General features: G+C 64.9%; 23 protein-coding genes and 1 pseudogene. 17 read left to right on the top strand and 7 right to left on the bottom strand.

Annotation, left to right across the window (positions count from 1 at the left end; genetic code table 11):
• Nucleotides 1–19: 19 nt before the first annotated feature.
• The 3 genes and pseudogenes from paaK to QMG52_RS03040 form a co-directional block, all read right to left on the bottom strand.
• Nucleotides 20–1,360, bottom strand: coding sequence for a phenylacetate--CoA ligase PaaK (gene paaK / locus QMG52_RS03050; RefSeq protein ID WP_283558962.1), 1,341 nt, complete (start codon nucleotides 1,358–1,360; stop codon nucleotides 20–22).
• Nucleotides 1,361–1,464: 104 nt separating this feature from the next.
• A pseudogene (gene paaI / locus QMG52_RS03045) lies at nucleotides 1,465–1,884 on the bottom strand (hydroxyphenylacetyl-CoA thioesterase PaaI); the annotation flags it as partial.
• 216 nt (nucleotides 1,885–2,100) lie between these two features.
• Entirely contained in the window at nucleotides 2,101–4,377 is a 2,277-nt protein-coding gene (locus tag QMG52_RS03040) for a S9 family peptidase (RefSeq protein WP_283558961.1), read from the bottom strand.
• Nucleotides 4,378–4,810: 433 nt separating this feature from the next.
• Between QMG52_RS03040 and paaA the strand changes: the two genes are divergently transcribed.
• From paaA to QMG52_RS03010, 6 genes are read left to right on the top strand one after another with little or no spacing between them, the layout of a single operon-like run.
• Nucleotides 4,811–5,815, top strand: coding sequence for a 1,2-phenylacetyl-CoA epoxidase subunit PaaA (gene paaA / locus QMG52_RS03035; RefSeq protein ID WP_283558960.1), 1,005 nt, complete (start codon nucleotides 4,811–4,813; stop codon nucleotides 5,813–5,815).
• Nucleotides 5,812–6,102 (top strand): 1,2-phenylacetyl-CoA epoxidase subunit PaaB, encoded by a 291-nt coding sequence (paaB, locus tag QMG52_RS03030; protein ID WP_283558959.1) that lies wholly within the window; start codon nucleotides 5,812–5,814, stop codon nucleotides 6,100–6,102. Before paaA ends, paaB begins: the two co-directional genes overlap by 4 nt.
• Nucleotides 6,099–6,929, top strand: a complete 831-nt coding sequence (paaC, locus tag QMG52_RS03025; protein WP_283558958.1) for a 1,2-phenylacetyl-CoA epoxidase subunit PaaC — start codon at nucleotides 6,099–6,101, stop codon at nucleotides 6,927–6,929. Before paaB ends, paaC begins: the two co-directional genes overlap by 4 nt.
• Complete coding sequence (gene paaD / locus QMG52_RS03020; protein ID WP_283558957.1) at nucleotides 6,929–7,498, top strand: 1,2-phenylacetyl-CoA epoxidase subunit PaaD; 570 nt, start codon at nucleotides 6,929–6,931, stop codon at nucleotides 7,496–7,498. The genes paaC and paaD overlap by 1 nt, the downstream gene beginning before the upstream one ends.
• Entirely contained in the window at nucleotides 7,498–8,736 is a 1,239-nt protein-coding gene (paaE, locus tag QMG52_RS03015) for a 1,2-phenylacetyl-CoA epoxidase subunit PaaE (protein ID WP_283558956.1), read from the top strand. Before paaD ends, paaE begins: the two co-directional genes overlap by 1 nt.
• Before the next feature lie 12 nt (nucleotides 8,737–8,748).
• Nucleotides 8,749–9,528, top strand: a complete 780-nt coding sequence (locus QMG52_RS03010) for an enoyl-CoA hydratase/isomerase family protein (RefSeq protein WP_283558955.1) — start codon at nucleotides 8,749–8,751, stop codon at nucleotides 9,526–9,528.
• Nucleotides 9,529–10,013: 485 nt separating this feature from the next.
• Here QMG52_RS03010 and QMG52_RS22095 read toward each other — a convergent pair whose 3' ends face one another.
• Nucleotides 10,014–10,106, bottom strand: coding sequence for a hypothetical protein (locus QMG52_RS22095; RefSeq protein WP_502920442.1), 93 nt, complete (start codon nucleotides 10,104–10,106; stop codon nucleotides 10,014–10,016).
• Nucleotides 10,107–10,254: 148 nt separating this feature from the next.
• Here QMG52_RS22095 and QMG52_RS03005 point away from each other — a divergent pair, with 148 nt between their 5' ends.
• From QMG52_RS03005 to QMG52_RS02990, 4 genes are all read left to right on the top strand, one after another.
• A complete protein-coding gene (locus QMG52_RS03005) occupies nucleotides 10,255–10,443 on the top strand; it encodes a hypothetical protein (protein ID WP_283558954.1) in 189 nt (62 codons plus the stop codon).
• Entirely contained in the window at nucleotides 10,412–11,032 is a 621-nt protein-coding gene (locus QMG52_RS03000; RefSeq protein WP_283558953.1) for an FtsX-like permease family protein, read from the top strand. The genes QMG52_RS03005 and QMG52_RS03000 overlap by 32 nt, the downstream gene beginning before the upstream one ends.
• 12 nt (nucleotides 11,033–11,044) lie before the next feature.
• Nucleotides 11,045–11,569, top strand: coding sequence for a dihydrofolate reductase family protein (locus QMG52_RS02995; RefSeq protein WP_283558952.1), 525 nt, complete (start codon nucleotides 11,045–11,047; stop codon nucleotides 11,567–11,569).
• Nucleotides 11,570–12,297: 728 nt separating this feature from the next.
• Entirely contained in the window at nucleotides 12,298–12,570 is a 273-nt protein-coding gene (locus QMG52_RS02990; protein WP_283558951.1) for a hypothetical protein, read from the top strand.
• Between the two features lie 102 nt (nucleotides 12,571–12,672).
• Here QMG52_RS02990 and QMG52_RS02985 read toward each other — a convergent pair whose 3' ends face one another.
• Complete coding sequence (locus QMG52_RS02985; RefSeq protein WP_283558950.1) at nucleotides 12,673–13,083, bottom strand: PIN domain-containing protein; 411 nt, start codon at nucleotides 13,081–13,083, stop codon at nucleotides 12,673–12,675.
• Nucleotides 13,084–13,238: 155 nt separating this feature from the next.
• Between QMG52_RS02985 and QMG52_RS02980 the strand changes: the two genes are divergently transcribed.
• Entirely contained in the window at nucleotides 13,239–13,493 is a 255-nt protein-coding gene (locus tag QMG52_RS02980) for a ribbon-helix-helix domain-containing protein (protein WP_283558949.1), read from the top strand.
• A 66-nt stretch (nucleotides 13,494–13,559) separates the two neighbouring features.
• Here the strand turns inward: QMG52_RS02980 and QMG52_RS02975 are convergent, their stop codons facing one another.
• Complete coding sequence (locus tag QMG52_RS02975) at nucleotides 13,560–14,012, bottom strand: Lrp/AsnC family transcriptional regulator (RefSeq protein WP_283558948.1); 453 nt, start codon at nucleotides 14,010–14,012, stop codon at nucleotides 13,560–13,562.
• A gap of 322 nt (nucleotides 14,013–14,334) precedes the next feature.
• Here QMG52_RS02975 and pdhA point away from each other — a divergent pair, with 322 nt between their 5' ends.
• The 5 genes from pdhA (at nucleotide 14,335) to QMG52_RS02950 (ending at nucleotide 20,490) form a co-directional block, all read left to right on the top strand.
• Entirely contained in the window at nucleotides 14,335–15,420 is a 1,086-nt protein-coding gene (gene pdhA, locus QMG52_RS02970; protein WP_283559070.1) for a pyruvate dehydrogenase (acetyl-transferring) E1 component subunit alpha, read from the top strand.
• Nucleotides 15,417–16,556, top strand: a complete 1,140-nt coding sequence (locus QMG52_RS02965) for an alpha-ketoacid dehydrogenase subunit beta (RefSeq protein ID WP_283558947.1) — start codon at nucleotides 15,417–15,419, stop codon at nucleotides 16,554–16,556. Before pdhA ends, QMG52_RS02965 begins: the two co-directional genes overlap by 4 nt.
• Entirely contained in the window at nucleotides 16,553–18,073 is a 1,521-nt protein-coding gene (locus QMG52_RS02960) for a dihydrolipoamide acetyltransferase family protein (RefSeq protein WP_283558946.1), read from the top strand. The genes QMG52_RS02965 and QMG52_RS02960 overlap by 4 nt, the downstream gene beginning before the upstream one ends.
• Before the next feature lie 275 nt (nucleotides 18,074–18,348).
• Entirely contained in the window at nucleotides 18,349–19,158 is an 810-nt protein-coding gene (locus QMG52_RS02955) for an MBL fold metallo-hydrolase (protein ID WP_283558945.1), read from the top strand.
• A gap of 45 nt (nucleotides 19,159–19,203) precedes the next feature.
• Nucleotides 19,204–20,490 (top strand): MFS transporter, encoded by a 1,287-nt coding sequence (locus tag QMG52_RS02950; protein WP_283558944.1) that lies wholly within the window; start codon nucleotides 19,204–19,206, stop codon nucleotides 20,488–20,490.
• A 125-nt stretch (nucleotides 20,491–20,615) separates the two neighbouring features.
• Here the strand turns inward: QMG52_RS02950 and QMG52_RS02945 are convergent, their stop codons facing one another.
• Entirely contained in the window at nucleotides 20,616–21,566 is a 951-nt protein-coding gene (locus QMG52_RS02945) for a phosphatase PAP2 family protein (protein ID WP_283558943.1), read from the bottom strand.
• Between the two features lie 297 nt (nucleotides 21,567–21,863).
• Here QMG52_RS02945 and QMG52_RS02940 point away from each other — a divergent pair, with 297 nt between their 5' ends.
• Entirely contained in the window at nucleotides 21,864–22,883 is a 1,020-nt protein-coding gene (locus QMG52_RS02940) for an o-succinylbenzoate synthase (RefSeq protein WP_283558942.1), read from the top strand.
• Nucleotides 22,884–22,933 lie beyond the last annotated feature (50 nt).

Raw genomic sequence — 22,933 nt, 5'->3', positions numbered from 1 at the left:
TCCTCAGTTTCTCACGCGGCTACGGCGTCTTGGGGCGCAGATCGTAGATCCTACGGAGCTTGCCGTTTGACCGCTCCAGCTCGCCGGGTTCCACCAGGATGATCCGGGCCGAGGAGCCGACGTGGATCTTGATCTGCTCCTGGAGCGTGGCCGCGGCGGCGGTGCGCTCCTCCTGCGTGGTTCCTTCCCGTGGTTCAATCCTGATGGCCATTTCGTCCATCCGGCGCCCCTCCGGACGGGAGAGTTCCAGCTGGAAATGCGGGCTGAGCGCGGGAATGCGCAGGGCGATTTCTTCGATCTGGGACGGGAACATATTCACCCCGCGCAGAATGATCATGTCATCGCTGCGCCCGGTGATCCGGCCCATCCGGCGCATGGACGGACGCGCAGTCCCGGGCAGCAGCCGGGTCAGGTCCTTGGTCCGGTACCGGATGACCGGCAGCGCCTCCTTGGTCAGCGATGTGAAGACGAGCTCCCCATGCTGACCATCGCTCAGAACCGTGGTGTGATCGAACGGGTCGATGATTTCCGGGCGGAAGTGGTCCTCCCAGATATGGCAGCCGTCCTTGGTCTCCACCGATTCACCCGCGACGCCCGGACCCATGACCTCGGAGAGGCCGTAAATGTCGCAGGCATCCAGATCCAGTCCCATTTCCAGCTCGTGCCGCATCTCATCCGTCCACGGTTCGGCTCCGCAGACGGCGGTCTTCAGCGAGGATTTGCGCGGATCGATGCCCTGATGGCGCATTGCATCCATAATTGTCAACAGGTACGTCGGCGTGCACATGATGACGTCGGGCGCAAAATCGGTGATGAGCTGGACCTGCTTTTCTGTCTGGCCGCCGGACATCGGAATGACCGTAGTGCCGAGGGCCTCCGCGCCGTAGTGCGCGCCCAGGCCGCCGGTAAAAAGTCCGTAGCCGTAGGCAACGTGAACCTTGTTGCCGGGACGAACGCCGGAGGCACGCATGGACCTTGCCACCAGGGAGGCCCACACGTCCAGATCGTTTTTGGTGTAGCCGACGACCGTGGGCCTGCCGGTGGTTCCGGAGCTGGCATGAATGCGGGCAATCTGGTTCTGCGGTACGGCGAACATGCCAAACGGGTATTCGCCGCGCAGGTCCTCCTTGGTGGTGTACGGGAACTTCGCCAGATCCTCCAGCGCGCGCAGATCGTCGGGGTGGACTCCGACCTCATCGAACTTGCGCTTGTACAGCGGCACCCGTTCGTAGGCATAGGCCAACGTCTGCTGCAAACGGCGCAGTTGCAGAGCCTCGAGCTCGTCGCGGCTCATGGTTTCCGCGGGATCCAGCGCGGCAGGGTCGTGGCGGGCGGTCGTGGGGATTGCTGTGTCGGTCATCGTTGACGGGCCTCTCCGGTACTTGAACTGGCTGAAATGGTAGTTAGGTCGGGCACGGTTTTGTCGGGCACGGTTTTGTCAGGCATGGTTTTGTCCGGGACGGCCCGCTTCGGAACCGTCCGGCTGCGGCCGCGGAATTCGGCGATCACCTCGTCGTTCTCCGGCGCCCCCGCGAAGATCCGGACGTCAAAGATGCCGCTGCGCCCCTGGCTGCTCCGGCGCTCCGCCGTGGCGGTGATCGTCTGGCCCTCGTGGCTTGGCTTGAGGAAATTAACGTCGACGCCGGAGGCCACGGTCATCGTGCTGCCGTCGCCGTCCGCTGGGTTGCAGGCCAGGGCGAAGGCGGTATCGGCGAAGGCGAAGATCATCCCGCCATGCGTCACACCGAAGCCGTTCATCATTTCCCGCCGCAGGGTCATGGTGATCGTGGCATGACCGTCGCCGAGCGTGCGGACCTCGATGCCCAGCCACTCCGACGCATAATCGTTGGTCAGTATGGGGTGACTGATGCTGCTGCCGAGCATGTGATTCCTCTCACCTGACTTACCGAATGTTCATTAGGTAATACCCTAGCGGCGGGTGATGTCAAGCCGGCGCATTCTACGGTTCCCCATTTCCCTCATCGACTGAGCAGAAGATGTCCGAAGAGGTCCCCAGAGGGACATCTTCTGCTCAGTCGATCGGAGCGGGGGCCGCGGGAGCGGGGAGCTGGGAGCCGGGCGGAGCGGGGGAGGGGGCAGCTATCCGAGCAGCTCGGTAGCGCCCACGGCATCCGCCACGAAGGCATAATCCCAGGCGCGCATCTTCCACCCCTCATAGCGGCCCGACGCGCCGCCATGTCCACCGTCCATCTCGATCTTCAGCACGATCGGCTCGCCGCCCGTGGTCGTTTCCCGCAGCGCCTGCACCCATTTGGCCGGCTCCACATACAGCACGCGGGTGTCGTTGAAACTGGTGACGGCGGCGATCCGCGGGTAAGCCACCGGCCGGATATTCTCGTACGGCGTGTAGTCCTTCATGTAGTGGTACACCTCGGCGTCCGTGATCGGGTTGCCCCACTCCTCCCATTCCAGCGCCGAGAGCGGCAGCTCCGGATCGAGGATTGTGGTCAGCGCGTCCACAAAAGGGACCTGGGCAACGACGGCGGCAAACTTTTCCGGGGCCAGGTTGGCTACCGCACCCATCAGCAGGCCGCCGGCGGAGCCGCCGATGGCCGCGATCCGCTCCGGATCGACCCAGCCGGAGCCGGCCAGCCAGTCCGTGCCGGCAATGAAATCCGTAAAGGTGTTCTTCTTATCCGTCTTCTTGCCCTGTTCATACCAGTGGCGCCCCATCTCGCCGCCGCCGCGGATATGCGCCACGACGAACACGATCCCGCGGTCCAGCAGGGACAGCCGTGCAATGGAGAACGCCGGATCCATGCTCACCTCGTAGGAGCCGTAACCGTAGATCACGCCCGCATTGGAGCTGTCGCGGTGCAGATCCGCCCGGCGGATGACGGACAGCGGGACGCGGGTACCGTCAGGGGCCTGCGCCCATTCCCGCTCGGCGACATAGTCGGTGGGGGAGTAACCGCCCAGGACGGGGGATTCCTTGCGGAGCAACAGTTCCCCTCCGGTGACATCTGTCGTACCGGTTCCGCCTGCGCCGGTTCCAGCAGCTGCGCGGGCGCCCTGACCACTCGAGTCGCCCGCGGGATTGTCAGAGCCGGAGGGTAGAACGTAGTCATAGATTCTTGGCGGCGTCAGATAGGAGGTGTAGCCGAGGCGGATCACGGGCGCCTCATAGTCGGATCCGCCCATGCTCGTGGTGTAAAGCTCTTCCTCAAATGCCGCCCCCACCGCGGGGGACTGGGCTGGCGTGCCCAGCCCGGAGAGCTCGATTACCTGGACCCGCTCGATGGTGTCCTGCCGGACGGACAGGACCATGTGCGTTGCGGTGACCGTCGCGCCGTTGACCCGGACGTCGTCGTCGTGCTCCACGACCGTCGCCCACTGCTGTTCGGCTACCGGCCTGCCCAACTCCGCCGCGTCCAGCAGCGAAATCATCGAGTTCACCGCGTCCCGGTTATGCGTGAGCAGGATCTTTTCCACGCCGTCCAACAGGAAGGGCTCCGCGTCGTAGAGAACGTTTTCCGCCCGGGGGATGACCATCTGCAGGCCGGCCTCGGGGGCGTCGAAACGCAGGTAGCGGGACTCGCTGTATTCGGAGCAGCCGATGCTGACCACCAGGGCGCGGCGGTCCGCGGAGAGCTCAAAGCCGGTCCACATGGCCACGTCATCCTCCTGATAAAGGACCTCGTCGGCCGCGACGGGCGTGCCCAAGACATGGGATTTCACCTGGTACGGGCGCCAGGACTCGTCGGCCAGCATGTAGAAGAGCGTGTTGCCGTCGGGAGCGAAGACCAGCCCGTAGAACACATGCTCGATCACGTCGTCGAGCAGCTCACCGCTCCGCAGGTCCTTAATCCGCACCGTGAAAACCTCGTCCCCGGCGTTGTCCTGCGCATAGGCGTACAGATGTCCGTCCCTGGTGACCGCGGCGCCGCCGAGCGAGAAGAAGGGTTTGCCCTCCGCCTCGGCATTGCCGTCCAGCAGGATCTGCTCGCCCGGCATCTCCGCGCCCGCTTCGATCACCGGCGGCGTCCAATCCTGCACCGGGTTGCCGGTGTCCGCCGCCCGCACCCGGCAATGCACGCCGTAGGCCTTGCCCTCCTCGGTCCGGGTGTAGTACCACCAGCCGTCCTTCCGGCTGGGTACGGAGAGATCGGTCTCTTGGGTGCGGCTCTTAATCTCGTCGAAAATGGCCTGCCGCAGCGGCTCCTGATCGGCCGTGACAGCATCCGTGTAGGCCTGTTCCGCTTCCAGATGGGCCTTGACCTCCGGATTCTCCTTGTCGCGGAGCCATTCGAAGCTGTCGGTGAAGGTGTCCCCATGGTGCGTCCGGGTGACGGGGACTTTCTTGGCGACGGGAGGCAGGGCACGGTCAGGGGGCGTAGTGAGGGAGGCATCAGTCATGAATGCCACTCTATCCAGCCGGGGCGGTGTTCTCCCCGGCTTGCCGTCGAACTCTGACCATCTTCCGGGCAGTTGCAGGGGAAAGGGTCGGCGTGTTGCCGGTTTTGCGCGTGTTCTGACGCTGCAGGTGGTCAAAGTTCGACTGCGGCGAAGGTCATGGTCAGTCTCGGCAGCCGAAGTACTCCCGCTCCTTGTTCGGCACAATCCGAACAGCTCTCATGTCCGGGGGTGCGGTCCTGCGGTGCAGACCCTTCCGGCTCGCTCCGGCCCGCTCCGGCCCGCTCCGGCCCGGACCGGCCCGGACCGGCCCGGACGCTTGACGCACCTCACAGCCGTCTTATATCCTGAACGAACGGTCGGTAATTAGTCATCGGCGGTCAGGCAGCAGCAGCTTAGGGTCCCAGCAGGTCAGGGCCGTACCGGAGGAGTAGTCATGGAGCAGCAACTGCAGGCGGTCAGCGGTGCCGCAGCGCAGCAGTCCCCAGAGCAGCAGGCCGATGCCGAGGCCGGGCAGGCGTACTTTGACCGTGCCATGGCGGCGGACTCGCGGATCGAACCGCGCGACTGGATGCCGGACGCGTACCGGCGCACCCTGGTGCGGCAGATCTCTCAGCACGCGCACTCCGAAATCATCGGCATGCAGCCGGAGGCAAACTGGATCACCCGCGCGCCGAGCCTCAAACGCAAGGCCATCCTGATGGCCAAAGTCCAGGACGAAGCGGGCCACGGGCTGTACTTGTACTCGGCGGCGGAAACGCTCGGCACCTCCCGCGACGAGATGATGGGCCAGCTGGTGGCGGGCAAGGCCCGCTACTCCAGTATCTTCAACTACCCCACGGTGACGTGGGCGGATATGGGTGCCATCGGCTGGATGGTCGACGGCGCCGCGATCTGCAATCAGGTGCCGCTGTGCAGGGCCTCCTTTGGCCCCTACGGACGGGCGATGGTCCGGGTCTGCAAGGAAGAGTCCTTCCACCAGCGGCAGGGCTTCGAGATCCTCCTGGAGCTCGCCAACGGGACGCCCGCGCAGAAGCAGATGGCGCAGGATGCGGTCAACCGCTGGTATGCCCCGTCCCTGATGATGTTCGGGCCGCCGGATGATGATTCGCCCAACTCCAAGCAGTCCATGGCGTGGAACATCAAGCGATTCAGCAACGATGAACTGCGATCCCGGTTCGTCGGGATGATGGCCGAGCAGGTCAAGGTGCTCGGACTCTCCCTGCCGGATGCCGAGATCCGTTTCAACGAGGAAACGAAGAAGTGGGAACACGGTGCGCTGGACTGGGACGAGTTCAAGGAAGTCCTGGCCGGCCGTGGTCCCTGCAATGCCCAGCGGATGGAACGACGGCGTGAGGCGCACGAGGGCGGCGCCTGGGTTCGCGAGGCAGCGACGGCGTACGCCGCGAAGATGGCCGCGAAGAATGAGGTTGCGGCGTGAGCGAATCTCTCGGCTGGCCGTTGTGGGAAGTATTTGTCCGCTCCAGCCGCGGCCTCTCGCACGTCCACGCCGGATCCCTGCACGCCCCGGACGCGGCCATGGCGCTTCGGAACGCGCGGGATCTCTACACCCGACGTAACGAAGGTGTCTCCATCTGGGTGGTTCCCGCTGATGCGATTGCGGCCAGCGATCCGGATTCCAAGGGCTCCTTCTTCGAATCCCCGCAGGGCAAGGATTACCGCCATGCGACGTATTACGTCAAGAGCGAGGGTGTGAAGCATCTGTGAGTGAAGCAAGCGCAACGCGCATCACGCCGGGGAATGCCCTGCGGCCTGAGGACATCGCGCTCGCGGTCCAGCATGGGACCGCCAGGCCCAGCGAGGACGTGGGCGAATACGCGCTCCGACTCGGCGACGACGCCCTGATCCTGGCGCAGCGGCTTGGGCATTGGATTTCGCGCGCGCCGGAGCTGGAAGAGGACGTGGCCTTGGGCAATATCGCCCTGGACCAGCTGGGCCACGCCCGTTCGTTCCTGACCTACGCCGGAGCTGCCTGGGGCAAGACCGAAGACGAGCTGGCCTATTTCCGCCGGGAACCGGAATTCCGCTCGTCGCATCTTTTTGAGCAGCCCAACGGCGACTTCGCGGTGACCATCGTGCGGCAGTTCATCGTGTCGTATTACCAGTACGAGCTGTACCGCCGGCTGACCGCCTCGGCCGATGCCACGCTGGCGGCCATTGCTGCGAAGGCCGTCAAAGAGGTGGACTATCATCGGGACCACAGCGCGCAGTGGGTGCTGCGGCTGGCCCTGGGCACTGAGGAGTCCCGCCGCCGCCTGCTCGCCGGTTTTCGGCTGCTGTGGCCCTATGTCGGTGAGCTCTTTGAAGATGATGACCTGACCGCCCGACTCGGGGACGCCGCCGTCGTACCTTCTGCGCTGCGTGCAGATTTTGACCAGCTGACCGGCGAGGTCCTGACGGAAGCGGAGATCGAGATTCCGCAGGTGCCTGCGGCCCTCGGCGGCGGGCGACAGGGACGGCATTCCGAGCACTTGGGCTTCATCCTGGCCGAGATGCAGGTCCTGGCGCGCGAGCATCCGGGCGCGGACTGGTGATGGTTGTGGACCGGTACACGGACACCGCGGTCCCGGGAACGGTACGGACGACGACGGCAGTTCAGAAGGCCTGGGACATTGCCGCAGGCGTCTGCGATCCGGAGATTCCGGTGCTCAGCATTGCGGATCTGGGCATCCTTCGGGACGTGCGCTTGTACGACGACGACGGTTTGGTCCCGGCGGTCGAGGTCACCATTACGCCGACCTACTCAGGCTGCCCGGCCATGGACGCGATACGCGACGATGTGGTCACCGCGTTTCAGCATGCAGGTTACCCGGCCGTGCACGTGAAGCTGGTGCTCTCGCCGGCGTGGACGACGGACTGGATGAGCGATGCCGGCAAATCGAAACTGCAGGAGTACGGCATCGCCGCCCCCACCGGACATTCCACCGCGGGTGGCTTGAGCCACAATGCGGGCGGCCCGGTCCGGCTGACCCTGCAGGTCAAATGTCCGCAGTGTTCCTCGCTGAACACGAAGGAACTGACCCGGTTCGGCTCCACAGCCTGCAAGGCGCTGTATGTCTGCCAGGACTGCAAGGAACCTTTCGACTATTTCAAGGTGCTCTGATGACCGTTTCACCGACCGCACCCTCGTCCGTGCCTCCCAGCTTGCTGGAGGAAGTTGCCCCGGACACCCCGGCGAAGCGCAGGGCCTCCTTCCATCCGCTCACCGTGTCACAGGTGCGCCGGCTGACCGAGGATGCGATTGAGGTGACGTTCGCCGTCCCACCGGAGCTGTCCGGACAGTTCGACTACCTCCCCGGGCAGTACGTGGCCCTGCGCACCACGCTGCCGGACGAGTCAGGAGCGGCGCAGGAAATCCGGCGCAGCTATTCCATCTGCGCCGTCCCGGTCCATTTCCCGGACGGCAGCTCGGAGATCCGGGTGGCCATCAAGCGGGATCTGGGCGGCATGTTTTCCACCTGGGCCAACGCCGAGCTGCAGCCCGGCGCGGTACTGGACGTGATGAGCCCGTCGGGCGCTTTCATTTCCAAACACGGGATGCCGCGCAACGTGATGAACAGCATGAACCATCCGGAGCAGCTGGCGGGGGCCTCCGGGAGCTACGTGGCGATCGCGGCAGGCTCCGGCATCACTCCCGTGATAGCCATTGCCCGGACCCTGCTGGCCGCCGATCCGCAGACCCGGTTTGACCTGGTGTACGCCAACAAGGCGGCCATTGACGTGATGTTCCTGGAGGAACTGGCGGACCTCAAGGACCAGTACCCGGCCCGGCTGGCACTGCACCATGTGCTGTCCCGGGAGCAGCGGATAGCCCCCCTGATGACCGGACGGATCGACGCCGAAAAACTCGATCTGCTGCTCAGCGCGGCCATCCACACCGATGATATTGACGAGTGGTTCCTGTGCGGACCGTTTGAGCTGGTCCAGCTGTGCCGTGACACCCTGGCTGAACGCGGTGTTTCGCCGGAGCGGGTACGGTTCGAACTCTTCAGTACCGGTCGGCCTGACCGGCCCGAGGGGCAGGCCGGCCGCGCGATCGTCGTCGACGAATCGGTGAAAACCTACCGGATCACCTTCAAACTGGACGGTCTGGAGGGCGTGGTGGCCAGCCCCACGCACGCTCGGGAGTCCATTCTGAACGCGGCGCTGCGGGTGCGTCCGGATGTCCCCTTCGCCTGTGCCGGCGGCGTCTGCGGCACCTGTCGCGCCAAACTGGTCAGCGGAACCGTTGAGATGGCGGAGAACTACGCACTGGAACCGGACGAGGTGGCAAAGGGCTACGTCCTCACCTGCCAGGCCCGTCCCACCAGTGACGCAGTCACGGTTGACTACGACGTCTAAAAGGGAACGCCCATGATTGACCTGACCATCGCCGATAACGTCGCCGAAATCGTCCTCAATGCCCCGGCCAAGCTCAATGCGCTGGACGAGGCTGCGCTGACGGAGCTGAGTCAGGCGTACGACGACGCCGCCTCCGCCGCCGCGGACGGTACCGTCCGCGCGCTACTGCTCCGCGGCGAGGGCCGCGCGTTCTGCGCCGGCCGGGACATCTCCAACGTCACGCCCGACAACGACGACGCCATGGGCTACCTCGGCGACCTGCTGACTCCGCTGTTGAAGAAAATGAGCGCGTTCCCGGCACCCACCTTCGCGGCGGCCCAGGGTGCCTGCCTGGGCGTGGGCTTGGGTCTGCTGATTGCCACCGACGTCGTCTACATCGCGGACACCGCCAAGATCGGTTCCCCGTTCGCGAATCTCGGCGCAACGCTGGATTCCGGCGGGCACTGGCTCCTCACCGAACGCCTGGGGGCACACCGAACGCTGGATTTGATCTACACGGCGGAGCTCATGAGCGGTGCCGACGCCGTCGCATCGGGCCTTTTCAGCCGTTCCCTTCCCGCTGCCGAATTGCTTGCGTTTACCCGTGCCACCGCGGCCAAGGTCGCATCCGGCCCAACCCAGGCGTTTGCCGCGAGCAAGGACCTGGTGGCCGCCATCCGCGACGAGCGGCTGGGACTGTGGTCCGCCGTCGGGCTGGAAAACACCGCGCAGGCGGGACTGTCCAAGACGGCCGATTACGCCGAAGGTTTTGCCGCCTTCGCCGCCAAGCGCAAACCCGATTTTGGCCGCTGACTGAATGGGTGGACGCGGGCCGCGGGCCAGGAGGTCGATTGCGGCCTGCATCCCGCGACGGACCTGAGGGTCAAACTTGCGCTATTGACGTTCGGCAGCCGGGCGATCGTGACCGAATAAGTCATACGAGGCCGAGGTCCGCCTTAACTTCCTCCCACGGAATCGGTTCGTTTTCCGTTTTGGCGCATCTCTACGCGCGATTCCTCGGCCCGCGAATATGGACATACCCTCTGCGAGTTCGATCAGACGCTCCAGATCGCCAGCGTCGATAATGGCCGCCACCCGGCGACCGCGTCGAGACAGAAAAACCGGCTCGTGATCAGTGTGAGCGGTTGATGATCGCAGCAAGTTGGCCGCGTGCATCGGAAACGCTCAGTGGAACGGAGGCCGGCATGCCATGAAGCGTACAGGCCCCGGACGCCGTCGGCATCTGGCTGTTGCAGGAGCGGGGTGAGGTCACGGGCGAACGTTACAGGATGGCTCTCCTAGTCGCCTTCGATCATGAGTAGCGCGTCAGCCAGTGGCGGCATGTAGCGCGTTCCCTGCAATAGATTGATCGTGCACAAGTTTCCGCCGATGATTCGTCCGGATCCCGTTCCTTGCTGCAGCGCCCACCAGCCCTCGCCGGACCGGGGGTTTCGGTAGTCCTGATCCAGGAATCAATCATCGTCTGTCCACGACTGTGAGGGTTTCAGCTCGATGGGGCAACGGCCGAATAGGGCTTCGGTGAACCATGTCAGCAGCATCGGGCTACGTCGGGCGGGCGACGCCGCAGCAGTCATCGCGGCCAGCCGGATGCGCCGAACCCCGGTGGCAAACTTCCGCTCGGTATCGGAGCTGGTCATCGCGGTCTTCATGGTCTCCATCCTCGCCGGAGCCGCCAGTGAACACCTCAGGGGTGACCGCCATCCCTAACAGCTCTCCCGCGGACCTCTCCACGATGAGCAGCACACGACTGATCCAAGGATTGTCGGCATTTGCCTACATCGGCGTCTTCGTGGCCGTCGTCATCGCCGGAATCTCACTGGCCGTGTCCACCGCGGCTGCGATCCTTGACCCCAAGCGCGTGCTGGGGCTGATCCGGCTGATGCGGCTGATGGGCATGCCCGTCGCAGTCCTGCGTAGGGTCATCGTCCGTGAGGCCGCTGTTCCGCTGCTGGCGGTTCTTCTGCTATCCGTCGGACTCGGGTTCTTCGTCGCGTGGCTCATGGTCACCTCATTCGGCGGTGACAGAACTATTCCCTGGCCGGCCCCCGAATACTATGCGGCTCTGTCATTGAGCCTTCTGTTCGCACTGACTGCGGTCGCGGCCACATTCGGGCTTATCCGTGCCAATGCTGCAACGGCAAACGAGCTCCAGAAATCTCAACTCCGCGGAGAAGCTAAGGAATACGATTGTGACGCTCGCTTCTTCGCTGATTTTCGTGACGGAAACGGCCGGCAGAGGCAGCCCCTGGCCGGTCGCGCCTTGGATTGGGTCATTGTCAGTCGCCATGGGGACTGACAGGATATGACGATGAAATCGATCTACTACACTGCCAGTTCCCTGGATGGCTTCATTGCCGACGCCGATAACTCGCTCTCGTGGTTACTCTCGCGTGACGTCGACGGTAAAGGACCGATGGGCTACGACGGCTTCATCGAGGCTGTTGGAGCCATGGCAATGGGTGCCACCACATACGAGTGGCTCCGCGACAATAGCGATGGCGACTGGCCCTACTCCATCCCTTGCTGGGTTTTCACCCATCGTGACATTGAGGCCTTCGGCGGTGGTGACGTGCGGTTCACCCAGGGTGAAGTGGCCGCGGTGCATGCCGAGATGGTTACGGCTGCGGCTGGTCGGAACCTGTGGCTTGTGGGCGGCGGCGACCTGGTCGGTCAGTTCGACGACAACGGCCTGCTTGACGAGGTATGGATCCAGTATGCACCGGTGACGCTGGGCGCCGGAGCGCCGGTGCTGCCGCGGCGGATCGAGTTCAGGGTGGAAGAATTCGCCCAAAATGGTGAGCTCGTCTGCACGCGGCTCGCGGTGGTCCGGTGAGCCGGGAAACTGTGCCCGCGTGAGGCCGAAAGCACAGCCTGGCCGGGCAGGGCTGGCAGCTGGTCTCGGCCAGAGCTGCGGTCATTCGGCGCCTGCTGACGGGGGAGAAGGCGGACGCGGTGTGGTGCTGACCAATCCCGAGGGCGCCAGGTTCTGCATCTGGCAGGCTCGACGACGTCTGGGGGCGCAGGCGGTCAACGAACCAGTGGAACTTCAGTGACGTGCACACGGCTGATTCCACGGCAGCAGTTGTTATTTTCAGTAGCGGACTGCACCGGAGTCGCCTGCATTACCGGCTTTCCCGCAGGTCTTCGCCACCCATGCCCGTCCCAGACGGCTCGGCGAATTCATGTTACCGAGTCCGCGGACACTTGGCCGCGTCAGTTCGGCACTTGTGGTGCTGAGTGGGGCGCCCAGCTCGCGACCTGACGGAACTGGCCCGCTGACCGTTGCCTTTTGGATGCCGAGGCGTTCCCGTGAAGGTTCGGCTTGCGGGCATTGTGCGGTCACGTGCGTGGTGAAAAACGTACGCCAGGCGATGCTTGGGGAGGGAGACCATGGTGTCAATTCCAGCCGCTGACGGCGGAGATTCCACCAAGGTTCCCGTTGTGCTTCCGCTTGCAGAAAGCCGTGAACGGTTTTTCTTGCCGTCTCCGACTTAGACAAGATATCTTGTCTGTATGCGGATCGGCGAGCCAGCGCGCATGCACGGGGTGCCGGATGCTGACATGCAGCACACGGAAGATGAGATTGAGCGGGCCGCGCAGCGATTCGAGCACCTCGCCGACGAACTTGACCCCGATGCCGTGGAGGTTGACGTTACGGACGACCTTCGAGAGGTCGCGGTGATTTCCGAAGCCCTACGCGCCGATGAAGTACATCTGCGGGAGACCGTTAACATGGCCCGGGCGCGCGGCAGATCCTGGAACCAGATTGCCCTCGCACTAGGAGTATCCCGCCAAGCAGCCCGGCAACGGTTCGCCGATAAAGCCCGAGCCTGATGCCTCAGCGGGCTGGGCAGATCGTGGCGCAGGACGATACCGAGTGGACGCGTACTGTCCTGATCCGCGACCCCGCAGGGACGGAATTCACCGCCAGCCAGTTCACGCCGTCGTCGGGCTTAGTCTTACTGCGTGGTCCCGCGACAGTTGCGTGACGTCAGGAGGGATCCACGACCGTGAGCCCCACCGTGCGGGCGGCATCGGCCTGCCGGACATCGTAGTCACGAATTCATCGGCCGCCATCCGTTCCGCCACGGCAAGGTGCAGGGCGTCAAGACTTCGCAGTGAGCCGCCCGGCAGCAGCAGTCCAGCTTCCCGGAATGTGCCGCGCTCGATATCGATAATCGTGAGCCGCCGAAGAACTGCAGCTGCCCCGGACGACGTTCGCGTTGATGCTCGGCAAAGCTGCCGGCGGCTGCCACCCGTATGGGTCTCGTGGTGCTCGGGCAGATGCACACGTCCGAAGACCTGTTCGGCATTGGCCTGGTGACTGCCGGCGTCGCGGTCCACCATGAGAGCGATCCAGATCGGGCGGAGGCAAAACCGAAGGACCGGGCCTGAGGCGGGCAGACCGACAGCTACGGGGCGCCCGCGAAAATTGTTTCTTACTCTGCCGGTCCGCTCGTGGGCGCCTACTCCAATGTGTGGTCCGAATGTGGGCTTAGAACTTGGTGCTGCGGGCGCAGATTTACCTCACGGAGGAAGAACGACGGACCCTCGATGTGGTCGCCGCATGCATCGGACGTTCGATATCCGATCTCATCCGGAATGCGGTGGTGGCTGTCTACGGTGCGGAACGTTCCGTCGAGTATGACCTCGCCGCGATGCACAGGGCATTCGGATCCTGGAGTGGGCGCGACGTGGACGGTGTCGAATGGGTGGACCAGATGCGCTCGGGGACTCATCTGCAGCAAAGCCTGTGAGTGCGGCCCAGGAAGCCAGCGACCCGGACCGGCTCGCGGAGGCCGACCCCCCCCGACATCCGCCGGTCAACGGGTGTCCACGTCCTCGAACACCAGGAACGTCTGGGTGTCCAGCACGCCGGGCATGGACTGCAGCTGATCGAAGATGACCCGGCGCAGGTCCACATTGTCCACCGCCCGCACCAGCAGGATCACGTCGAAGTCCCCGCCGACCAGGGCTATGTGGTGAATCTCCGGGATGGCCCGCAGCTTTTCCTTCAGCTCGCGCCAGGAATGCTGGCGGACCTTCAGCGTGACATACGCGGACGACCGCAGGCCGGCCTTGGTCGGATCCACCAGCGCGGTGAACTTGGTCAGCACGCCGTCTCCGGTCAGCCGCGCGATGCGGGAGTAGGCGTGGGCCCGGGAGATGTGGACGTTTTCCGCCACCGTTGTCACGGACATCCGGCCGTCCCGGGTCAGTTCGGCAATGATTCTGCGGTCAACGTCGTCCAGCGGTGCGGGGTTGGGATCGGCCACTTGGCTGCTCTCTGCAAACTCTCTGCAAAAGGGTGGCGGGGGAAGACGCCATGGGAAAAACGGAACGCAATCCGGCTCACATTTACATTCCGTCTGCCAGAATACGTCATATTGATGGTATTTTCCACAGTTTTTGCCACCTCTGGATACGAATTGTCCGTCGATCGCATAATTGAGAACCAGAGCATCTTTAGGTTCAGAGCATCTTGAAGTTCTGGGTCTCCTGCGGCGCCCCGCCTCGGGAACGGATGGAACGCCCGACAGTAAGGACGGTGATGGAGTGAGCCCGCATTCCCGAGGAACGGCGCAGCCCGAAGCGGACATGCTGCCATCCCAGCAGCCGGTGAGACTGATCGACGAAAACGGTTCCGCCGCCGTCGGCCGGACGTTTAAGACGAGCTATGCGCTGCCGACGGAGCAGACCCTGCTGCGCGGGTACGGTCAGCTCGTCATGGGTCGGCGCGTGAATGATCAGGCGTCGGCGCTGGTCCGGCAAGGCAGAATGGCGGTCTACCCGTCGTCGCACGGCCAGGAGGCCTGCCAGGTGGCCGCGGCGATGTGCCTTGCGGACCATGACTGGCTGTTCCCCACCTACCGGGACACCGTTGCGGTGATGGCCCGCGGCGTCGATCCGGTGCAGGTGATGGAGCTGCTCCGCGGCAGCTGGCACGGTGGCTACGACCCCTACGAACACAATGTCGCCACCCAATCAACGCCGCTGGCCACGCAGCTGCTGCACGCAGTCGGCGTCGCCCACGCTGCCAAGCTCAGGGGCGAGGACACCGTCGTCGTCGCACTGTGCGGCGATGGGGCCAGCAGCGAGGGTGACTTCCATGAGGCGTTGAATTTTGCGGCCGTTTTCCATGTCCCGGTGATCTTTTTTGTGCAGAACAACGAATACGCCATTTCGGTGCCGCTGATCCATCAGAGCGTGGCGCCGTCCCTCGCGCACAAGGCGATCGGCTACGGGATGCCGGGCGAACGCGTGGACGGCAACGATCTGGCCGCGCTGCTCGCCGTGCTGGATGACGCCGTTCGGCGCGCCCGGAGCGGGGGCGGCCCGTCGCTGATCGAGGCCCACACCTACCGGATGCAGTCACATACCAACGCCGACGACGCCAGCCGGTACCGCTCGGACGACGAGGTCCGAGCCTGGGAACCCCGCGATCCGCTGCTGCGCCTGCGGACATATCTGAGCACGGCCGGTCTCCTGACCGCCGCCGAAGAAGAACGGATTGGTGCCGAGGCCGAACGCGTCGCCGCAGTGTTGCGCGACGGACTGAACGTCGAGGTCACGGTGGATCCGCAGGACCTTTTCAGGTTCGTCTACAGCGAGCCCACGCCCCAACTGCTCGAGCAGTCGGACATGCTGCGCGAGGAACTCAGCCGCGAAGGAGCCACGTCATGACGACGATTTCAGCCAGCCCGACGGCGGCAGATCCGTCGGTGCAGACACCGCCCGCGGCTGCCCCCGCGGCTGCCCCCGCGACAGGGCTGCCGGCAGGACCCGCAGCAGCGAAGCCGCAGTCACTGACGTTTGCGAAGGCGCTGAACCTCGCCATGTCGGACGCCATGGAAGCCGACGACGCCGTCGTCGTCTTCGGTGAGGACGTGGGCCTGCTCGGCGGAGTCTTCCGAATCACGGACGGTCTGACCAAGCGCTTCGGCGAGGAGCGCTGCTTTGACACGCCGCTGGCCGAATCGGGCATTGTGGGGATGGCTGTCGGGATGGCCATGAACAAGATGAAGCCGGTGGTGGAGATGCAGTTTGATGCCTTCGCTTACCCGGCCTTCGAGCAGGTCGTCAGCCATGTGGCCAAGATGGCCAACCGCACCAAGGGCAAGGTCCGGCTGCCGATGGTCATCAGGATCCCCTACGCGGGTGGGATCGGCGGGGTGGAGCACCACTGTGATTCCTCCGAGGCTTACTATGTGCACACGCCCGGGCTGACCGTGCTGGCGCCGTCCACCGCGGCGGATGCCTACACGATGTTGCGGGACGCCATTGCCTGCCCGGATCCGGTGGTTTTCCTGGAGCCGAAGAAGCTCTATTTCGCCAAGGAAGAGGTGGATGTCGATGCTCTGCGCCTCCGCTACGCCGACGGCACCGGAGCGGAAGCCACAGCGGTAACATCGATCGGCAAGGCCGTCATCGTCAGGGAAGGATCTGATGCAACCCTGATCGCCTACGGACCCTCCGTGCCGACGGCGCTCGCCGCCGCGGAAACGGCGGCGGAGGAGGGCCGATCACTGCAGGTGATCGATGTGCGCTCGCTGGTGCCGTTCGACGATGAAACGGTCTGTGCCGCCGTGCGGCGCACGGGGCGCGCCGTGGTGATCGCCGAAGCCCCCGGATTTGCCTCCGTTGCCGCGGAGATCGTGGCGCGGGTGCAGGAGCGTTGCTTCCACTCCCTCGCATCACCCGTGCGGCGCGTTACGGGCTTCGACATTCCGTACCCTGCGCCGAAGCTGGAGCAGCAGTATCTGCCGGGCGTGGACCGCATCCTGGATGTCGTGGACGAGCTCCAGTGGGAGGACAAGTGAGTCTGCAGGTGTTTTTGCTGCCGGATCTGGGGGAGGGCCTGACCGAGGCGGAGTTGGTGAACTGGCTGGTCAACGTGGGGGATGAAATCATCGTGGATCAGCCGATCGCGGAGGTGGAAACGGCCAAATCCGTCGTGGAGGTGCCCTCACCCTTTGCCGGCTTGGTGGCGGTACTTCACGGGGAAGCGGGGCAGACGATGGATGTCGGCAAGCCGCTGATCTCCGTATCCGTCGCCCCATCGACGGTCGAGGCCGGGGAGCGGGTGGAGAGCGTGGCCAAGGCAGAGGGTTCCGGAAACGTGCTGATCGGCTACGGCACCTCCGGACACGGTGCCGGCGGCCGGACCCGTCCGCGGAAGAAGACGCTGAGCGAGCCCGTCGTGCTGGTGATACCCGTCGAAACGGGCGGTGATCCGGACGGGTTCGATCCTCGGCCTGGTGGTGATGCGAACGTCCTCAATCAGCGGCCTGGTGGTGATATCGACGGCCTCGGGCAGGGATCTGCCCCGCTGGTGATTTCGCCGTTGGTCCGCAAGCTCGCCCGTGACAACGGCGTCCCGCTGCGACTCATCGCGGGGTCGGGCCCGCAGGGGCTGATCCTGCGCAAAGACGTCGAAGCAACCGTTGCCGGACAATTTCCTGCAAGCAGTGCAAGCAGTGCAGGCAGTGCAGGCAGTGCAGGCAGTGCAGGCAGTGCAGGCAGTGCAGGCAGTGCAGGCACGGAAACGACGTCCGCGGGGACCCGCGGGGTGGACGGCGCTGGCCGAAATGATCTGCGGATCGATGCCGGCGGGCGTGATGAAAGAACGGGACTGACCATCCGCGGCCGCACGCCGTTGAAAGGCCTGCGGAAAACGGTGGCTGCCAATCTGACGCGAAGCCGCAGCGAAATCCCGGAGGCCACCGTCTGGGTCGACGTTGACGCTACGGCATTGGTGGAACTCCGCCGGAAGCTGAAGCAGACCCATCCGGCCAGCACACCCGGCCTGCTGGCGTTCATCGCCCGTTTTGTTATGGCCGGCCTGACCCGGTATCCGGAGCTCAACACCAGGATCGTAACCACGCCCGACGGCCACGACATCGTCGCCCTGGATGGCGTGAATCTGGGCTTTGCTGCCCAGACAGACCGCGGACTGATGGTCCCGTCCATCGAACACGCCGAGAAGCTCAGCGCCAGGGAACTGGACACCGAGATCCGTCGGCTGACCGCCGTCGTACGTCAGGGAAAGGCGACACCGGCAGAGCTGACGCGCGGTACCTTTACGCTCAATAACTACGGAGTTTTCGGCGTGGACGGCTCGGCGGCCATTATCAATTATCCGGAGTCGGCCATCCTGGGCATTGGTCGGATCATAGATAAGCCGTGGGTAGTGGACGGCGTGCTTGCAGTCCGGAAGCTCACCGAGCTCACCTTGGTCTTCGACCACCGCGTCTGCGACGGCGGCACGGCCGGGGGATTCCTGCGCTATGTGGCGGACGCAATCGAGAACCCGGGCGCGATTCTGGTGGACTTGTAAGGGTCGCGCGTTGAGATGGAACGTCCCGTGGCAGGGGCGGGGGGAAATGGTCGGGCAGGGCAGGGCAGGGCAGGGCAGGGCAGGGCAGGGCAGGGCAGGGAAAATGGCCGGGCCGGTGGAAAACAGCTGACCCGGGCGGAAAACGCTCCGGCGGCGTAGCGTCGGGTCCGGCGGCAGCCGCTCTGGAATATGGTTGACTCAGCGCTACGTGACGGGCGGCACTGGGCCGGACGTAAGCGGGACAGATCCGAAACGAGCGGAAAATAGGGAAATTCATGGCGCATTGGCGTGAAGTCGGAGCCGGGAACTACGTATTGAGCACCCCTGGTGCGCTGCTCAATACGGGATTGGTGGTTGGCAGGGATCGGGGCTTGGTCATCGATACCGGGTGCGGACCGCGGCAGGCGGCGGAAATCCTTACCGCCATCCGCGAGCTGACGGACCTCCCTTTGACGGTGGTTAATACCCACGCGCACTATGATCATTTTTTCGGCAACGCCGTGTTCGCTGCCGCCGGAGCGACCGAATTCTGGGCCCACGAAAACGCGGCCCGTGAAATGGTGGATGAGGCGGAATCCCAGCGGTCGGCGCTGGACGGGGCCGAGGCGGAAATGGCTGCAGGCGAGGGTGAGAACACGCACATAGTGCTGCCGAGCGCTTTAGTCAAAGACCAGCCAGTTCTCATCGATCTGGGCGGACGTGCGGCCACACTGTTTTATCTGGGACGCGGACACACCGATGGTGACCTGCTGGTGGGTGCAGAGACCGCGCTTTTCGCCGGGGACTTGGTGGAGCAGGGTGCGCATCCTTCCTTCGAGGATTCCTACCCCGTCGACTGGGCCAATACTTTACGGCAGCTCTCCGCGCTCCGGAACCGCTATGACTTCCTCGTGCCGGGGCATGGTTTGCCCGTCAGCGACGATTTTGTCCGCGTTATGGCCAGGACAATGGCGACTGCGGTCGGACAGGCCCTGCAAGCCAGTCGGGAAATGCCCGACCTGGCAACCAAAGCGATTCCGATTCTGCCCTATGGGCCCGACCAGTCCCGTTGGTTCATTACCCGGCTCAAGGAAACCAGCGCGTAGCGGTTGCCCCCGGCGGACTGCAGGCGGTGAGCCTAAAGTAGGTGGGTGAGAGAAAATGACAGCGCAGGCAGGCTCAGCCTGCGCAAAATCGCCATTCCAGCCTTCGGACCTTCGCTCCTCTTCGGCCTCGGCGAAGGCGCCATTCTTCCCGTTGTCGCACTGAGCTCGCGGGGTCTGGGTGCCTCTGTTGCAGCCGCGGCGCTGATCGTCACACTGCTGGGGATTGGCTCGCTGCTGAGCAATGTCCCCGCTTCTTTGCTGACGGCGAAATACGGAGAACGCCCCGCGATCATCGTCGCGGCTACCATGAGTATGTTCGCCATGGTGTGCTGCGGGCTCGCTCCCAACATCTGGGTTTTCGCCGTGGGAATTTTCCTGATCGGTGCGGCGTCTGCCGTTTTCAATCTGGCCCGGCAGAGTTACCTGACCGAGGCCGTTCCCGTGCAGTTCCGGGCCCGGGCGTTGTCCACACTGGGCGGGGTCATGCGCGTGGGTGTGTTCGCCGGCCCGTTTGCGGGTGCGCTGGCTATTCAGCTGATGGGCCTGTCCGGCGCCTACTGGGTCGGAGCCGCCGCGGTGGTGGCCGCCGGCGCGGTCGCTTGGACGCTTCCGGACCTCGTCCATCCGTACAGCAGTCGGTCCGCCGCCCCAGCGCCTCCTCCCAGCGTCCGCTCGCTGTTGGTCAGCCACCGGAGGGTATTCCTTACCGTGGGGCTCGGCGTGCTGCTGGTCAGTGCGGTCCGCGCATCCCGGCAGGCGGTCATCCCGCTGTGGGCCGAGAACCTTGGTCTTGATGCCGCCACGACGTCGTTGATCTACGGTCTGTCCGGAGCGATTGACATGCTGGTCTTCTACCCTGCGGGGATGGTGATGGACCGAAACGGGAGAACCTGGGTTGCTGTTCCGTCCATGCTGCTGATGGGACTCGCGCTGATACTGATGCCCTTGAGCACCGGTGCCGGAACGTTGTTGTTGGTCTCGCTGCTGATTGGATTCGGCAACGGGATCGGGTCGGGCATGGTGATGACGCTTGGCGCCGACTATTCGCCGTCGTGCGGCCGGGCGCAGTTCCTCGGGATCTGGCGCTTCCTTTCGGACGTCGGAAGTTCGGGTGGCCCTGCGCTGCTTTCCGGGCTGACGGCGGTCGCGACGCTGTCAATTGGAATCTCCGCCACCGGTGTCCTCGGTCTGGCGGCGGCAGCGGCCCTGTGGTACTGGATTCCGCGCAATGCGCCTGACCGGGGCGCGGCCGTTCTCCGCGGGCCCTCGGAACAGCGCCGCACCACGCAGACGACCCGGCGCAGCGGACGGGGTCCAGGACTCCGCCGATAATGCGGCGCACCGCTGGTTCCCGCGGTCCAGTTCGTGCAGCCCAGCTCAGCGCAGCGCGGTCCAGTGCAGTCCACACCTGTGCTGTCCGCACCAGCGCAGTTCGCACCAGTGCAGTGCAGTCCGGCTCAGCGCGACTCAGCTCCGCTCCGTGCAGTCCGGCTCAGCGGGGGACGTGCTCTTTGGCGTGCTTCCAGGCCGAAGAGTAGCGTCCCGGCCACTGTCACCAGATAACCGCAGATCACGATCAGGGCCACACCCACCCACAAATAATTCGTGGTGCTCACCTGATTTCCGCCGGCGGGAGTGAGTTCCCGCAGCACCAGTACTGCCAGCACCGCGGCCAGCACGCCCGCGAGCACGGACAGGAACGGCCAGATCCGTGACGCGGCCCAGTGCTCGCCATAACCGTCCCAGACGTTCCAGCTCGATCCTGTGCGCATGATCGCAAGTCCGGCCAGTACGGTCCAGAATGCCACGACCAAAAACGCGGTGATCACGTCGGCGGGCCGGTGCCATTGATTGATCAGCGTAGCCACACCGGCGAAGACGGCGTAGCTGCCGCCGAAAAATCCCACGGCCGGGCGCCAACTCGGCGAAACAACCAAAAAGACGGCCGCGGCCGCGGATGCTGCCAGCGTGCTGTGCCCGGATGGCAGCGAATTCAGATCCAACGTGACAACCCCGCGGTCCGGACGGTCGGGCAGCGATGACTTAATCAGCTGCGTGCACAGGTTTGCTGCCACCATCGCGGTCACCGCGATCCCTGCGGACAGCCAGCGGCGTCGGGCGAACATGACAACGACCACGACGACGGCGGCGATCACCACGGAGATTGCGGGCAGGGCATCGAGGAAAGTTGCGCTTGGCGTCCCGATCACGGCCTGGGCCCGAGCCGCCTCGTCGAGAGCCGACTCATCAATGTACTGACCCGTGGTGGTGCGGATGTAGAACAGATAGGTGCCGACTATGCCCAGCACAGCGATGACGGCGGCCAGCAGGAAATAACCGGGGTGCGGCGCCGCCAGCGGCGAGGCATGGCGCCGGTTCTGTCTGGAGGCCGGGGAACTCGATTTCATCTCTTCTAGGCTCCCATAGATTGGTTGGCGTGTGCTGTGCGCAGCCTAGGTCTGCGCCGGTCATCGTCTTCCACTGCGCGCGCGGACGGCGCCGCCCTCGTCGGGAGCGGCCGGACGCGTCATAGTGGGAGCGCCCCGGCACCGACGATGCCGGCACCGACGATGCCGGCACCGCCCATAGTGGGTACGCCCCGGCGCCGACGATGGTGGGACCACCCCGACACCCTCTGTGGTGGGCTTCGCGGCGCCGGCTATGGCGGGAGCGCCAGTGCTGGTCCGCGGCGTTAGAGTGGAAAGATGCAGCCCTCGAGGGACCAGGATCGCTTGCCCGCACTGGACCAATTGATGGCCGCCTCACATGTGGTGGTCCTGCCCATGCGGGTCAGGTTCCGCGGGGTCCTGCAGCGCGAGATTCTGCTCTTCGATGGTCCCGCCGGCTGGTCGGAGTTTTCCCCCTTTCCCGAGTACGACGACGCTGAATCCGCCCGCTGGCTTGACGGCGCCATTGAGGCAGGCTGGGAAGGGTTCCCCGAACCGCTGCGCAGTTCCATCCCCGTCAACGCGACCGTTCCAGCCGTGGACGCCGCGCGCGTTCCCGGGATTCTTGCGTCCTTTGATACCGCCGTGGCCGTCAAGGTGAAGGTGGCGGAGCGCGGACAGACCCTGGACGACGACGTGGCCCGGGTTGCCGCCGTTCGGGCAGCACTCCCCGACGCTGCACTCCGGGTGGATGCTAATGGCGGCTGGTCCGTCGATGAGGCCGTTCAGGCATTGACCCAACTGGCCGCCTTCCAGCTGGAGTACGCAGAGCAGCCGGTACCGAGCATCGACGGACTGGCAGCGGTCCGCCGCATCGTGGCTGAACGCGGCATCCCAGTGCTGATCGCGGCCGACGAAAGCGTACGAAAAGAAACCGATCCGTTGGCCGTCGCCCGCGCTGGTGCCGCCGATCTGATCATCGTCAAGGCGGCACCGCTGCGGGGAGTGCGGCGTGCCCTGGCTATCGTCGCCGAAGCCGGCCTGCCCGCCGTCGTCAGCTCTGCACTGGACAGCTCCGTGGGGATCAGGGCCGGGGTGGCGCTGGCTGCGGCACTGCCCGACCTTCCCTACGCCTGCGGACTGGGCACGGTGTCGCTGATGGGTGGTGACGTCGTGCGGGAATCGCTGGTCGCGGAGGGTGGGCACATTGCCGTGCGCGACGTCGCCGCGGAGCCCGATCTGCTGGAGAAGTACGCCGCCTCCGGGCCGCGCAGGGACTGGTGGCTGGACCGTCTGCGGCGCAGCTATGCGGTTCTCGCCGCAGGCCGCATCAGCTGAGCCACTGATGTCCCGATGCGGTCCGATATGGCCCTCTTCGGGACATCCAG

This window comes from Paenarthrobacter sp. PH39-S1, assembly GCF_030063245.1.
Taxonomy (GTDB): domain Bacteria; phylum Actinomycetota; class Actinomycetes; order Actinomycetales; family Micrococcaceae; genus Arthrobacter_M.
The sequence above is the reverse complement of the archived record's forward strand: the minus strand, read 5'-3'. Positions and strand labels throughout refer to the sequence as shown.

Coding starts and splice junctions, on each gene's coding strand:
- paaK (WP_283558962.1), bottom strand. CDS start 1,360: ATGACCGACACAGCAATCCCCACGACCGCCCGCCACGACCCTGCCGCG.
- QMG52_RS03010 (WP_283558955.1), top strand. CDS start 8,749: ATGATTGACCTGACCATCGCCGATAACGTCGCCGAAATCGTCCTCAAT.
- QMG52_RS02990 (WP_283558951.1), top strand. CDS start 12,298: ATGCAGCACACGGAAGATGAGATTGAGCGGGCCGCGCAGCGATTCGAG.
- QMG52_RS02985 (WP_283558950.1), bottom strand. CDS start 13,083: ATGGTGGACCGCGACGCCGGCAGTCACCAGGCCAATGCCGAACAGGTC.
- paaE (WP_283558956.1), top strand. CDS start 7,498: ATGACCGTTTCACCGACCGCACCCTCGTCCGTGCCTCCCAGCTTGCTG.
- paaA (WP_283558960.1), top strand. CDS start 4,811: ATGGAGCAGCAACTGCAGGCGGTCAGCGGTGCCGCAGCGCAGCAGTCC.
- QMG52_RS02940 (WP_283558942.1), top strand. CDS start 21,864: ATGCAGCCCTCGAGGGACCAGGATCGCTTGCCCGCACTGGACCAATTG.
- QMG52_RS02965 (WP_283558947.1), top strand. CDS start 15,417: ATGACGACGATTTCAGCCAGCCCGACGGCGGCAGATCCGTCGGTGCAG.
- QMG52_RS02945 (WP_283558943.1), bottom strand. CDS start 21,566: ATGAAATCGAGTTCCCCGGCCTCCAGACAGAACCGGCGCCATGCCTCG.
- paaD (WP_283558957.1), top strand. CDS start 6,929: ATGGTTGTGGACCGGTACACGGACACCGCGGTCCCGGGAACGGTACGG.
- QMG52_RS03040 (WP_283558961.1), bottom strand. CDS start 4,377: ATGACTGATGCCTCCCTCACTACGCCCCCTGACCGTGCCCTGCCTCCC.
- pdhA (WP_283559070.1), top strand. CDS start 14,335: ATGCTGCCATCCCAGCAGCCGGTGAGACTGATCGACGAAAACGGTTCC.
- QMG52_RS02995 (WP_283558952.1), top strand. CDS start 11,045: ATGAAATCGATCTACTACACTGCCAGTTCCCTGGATGGCTTCATTGCC.
- QMG52_RS02955 (WP_283558945.1), top strand. CDS start 18,349: ATGGCGCATTGGCGTGAAGTCGGAGCCGGGAACTACGTATTGAGCACC.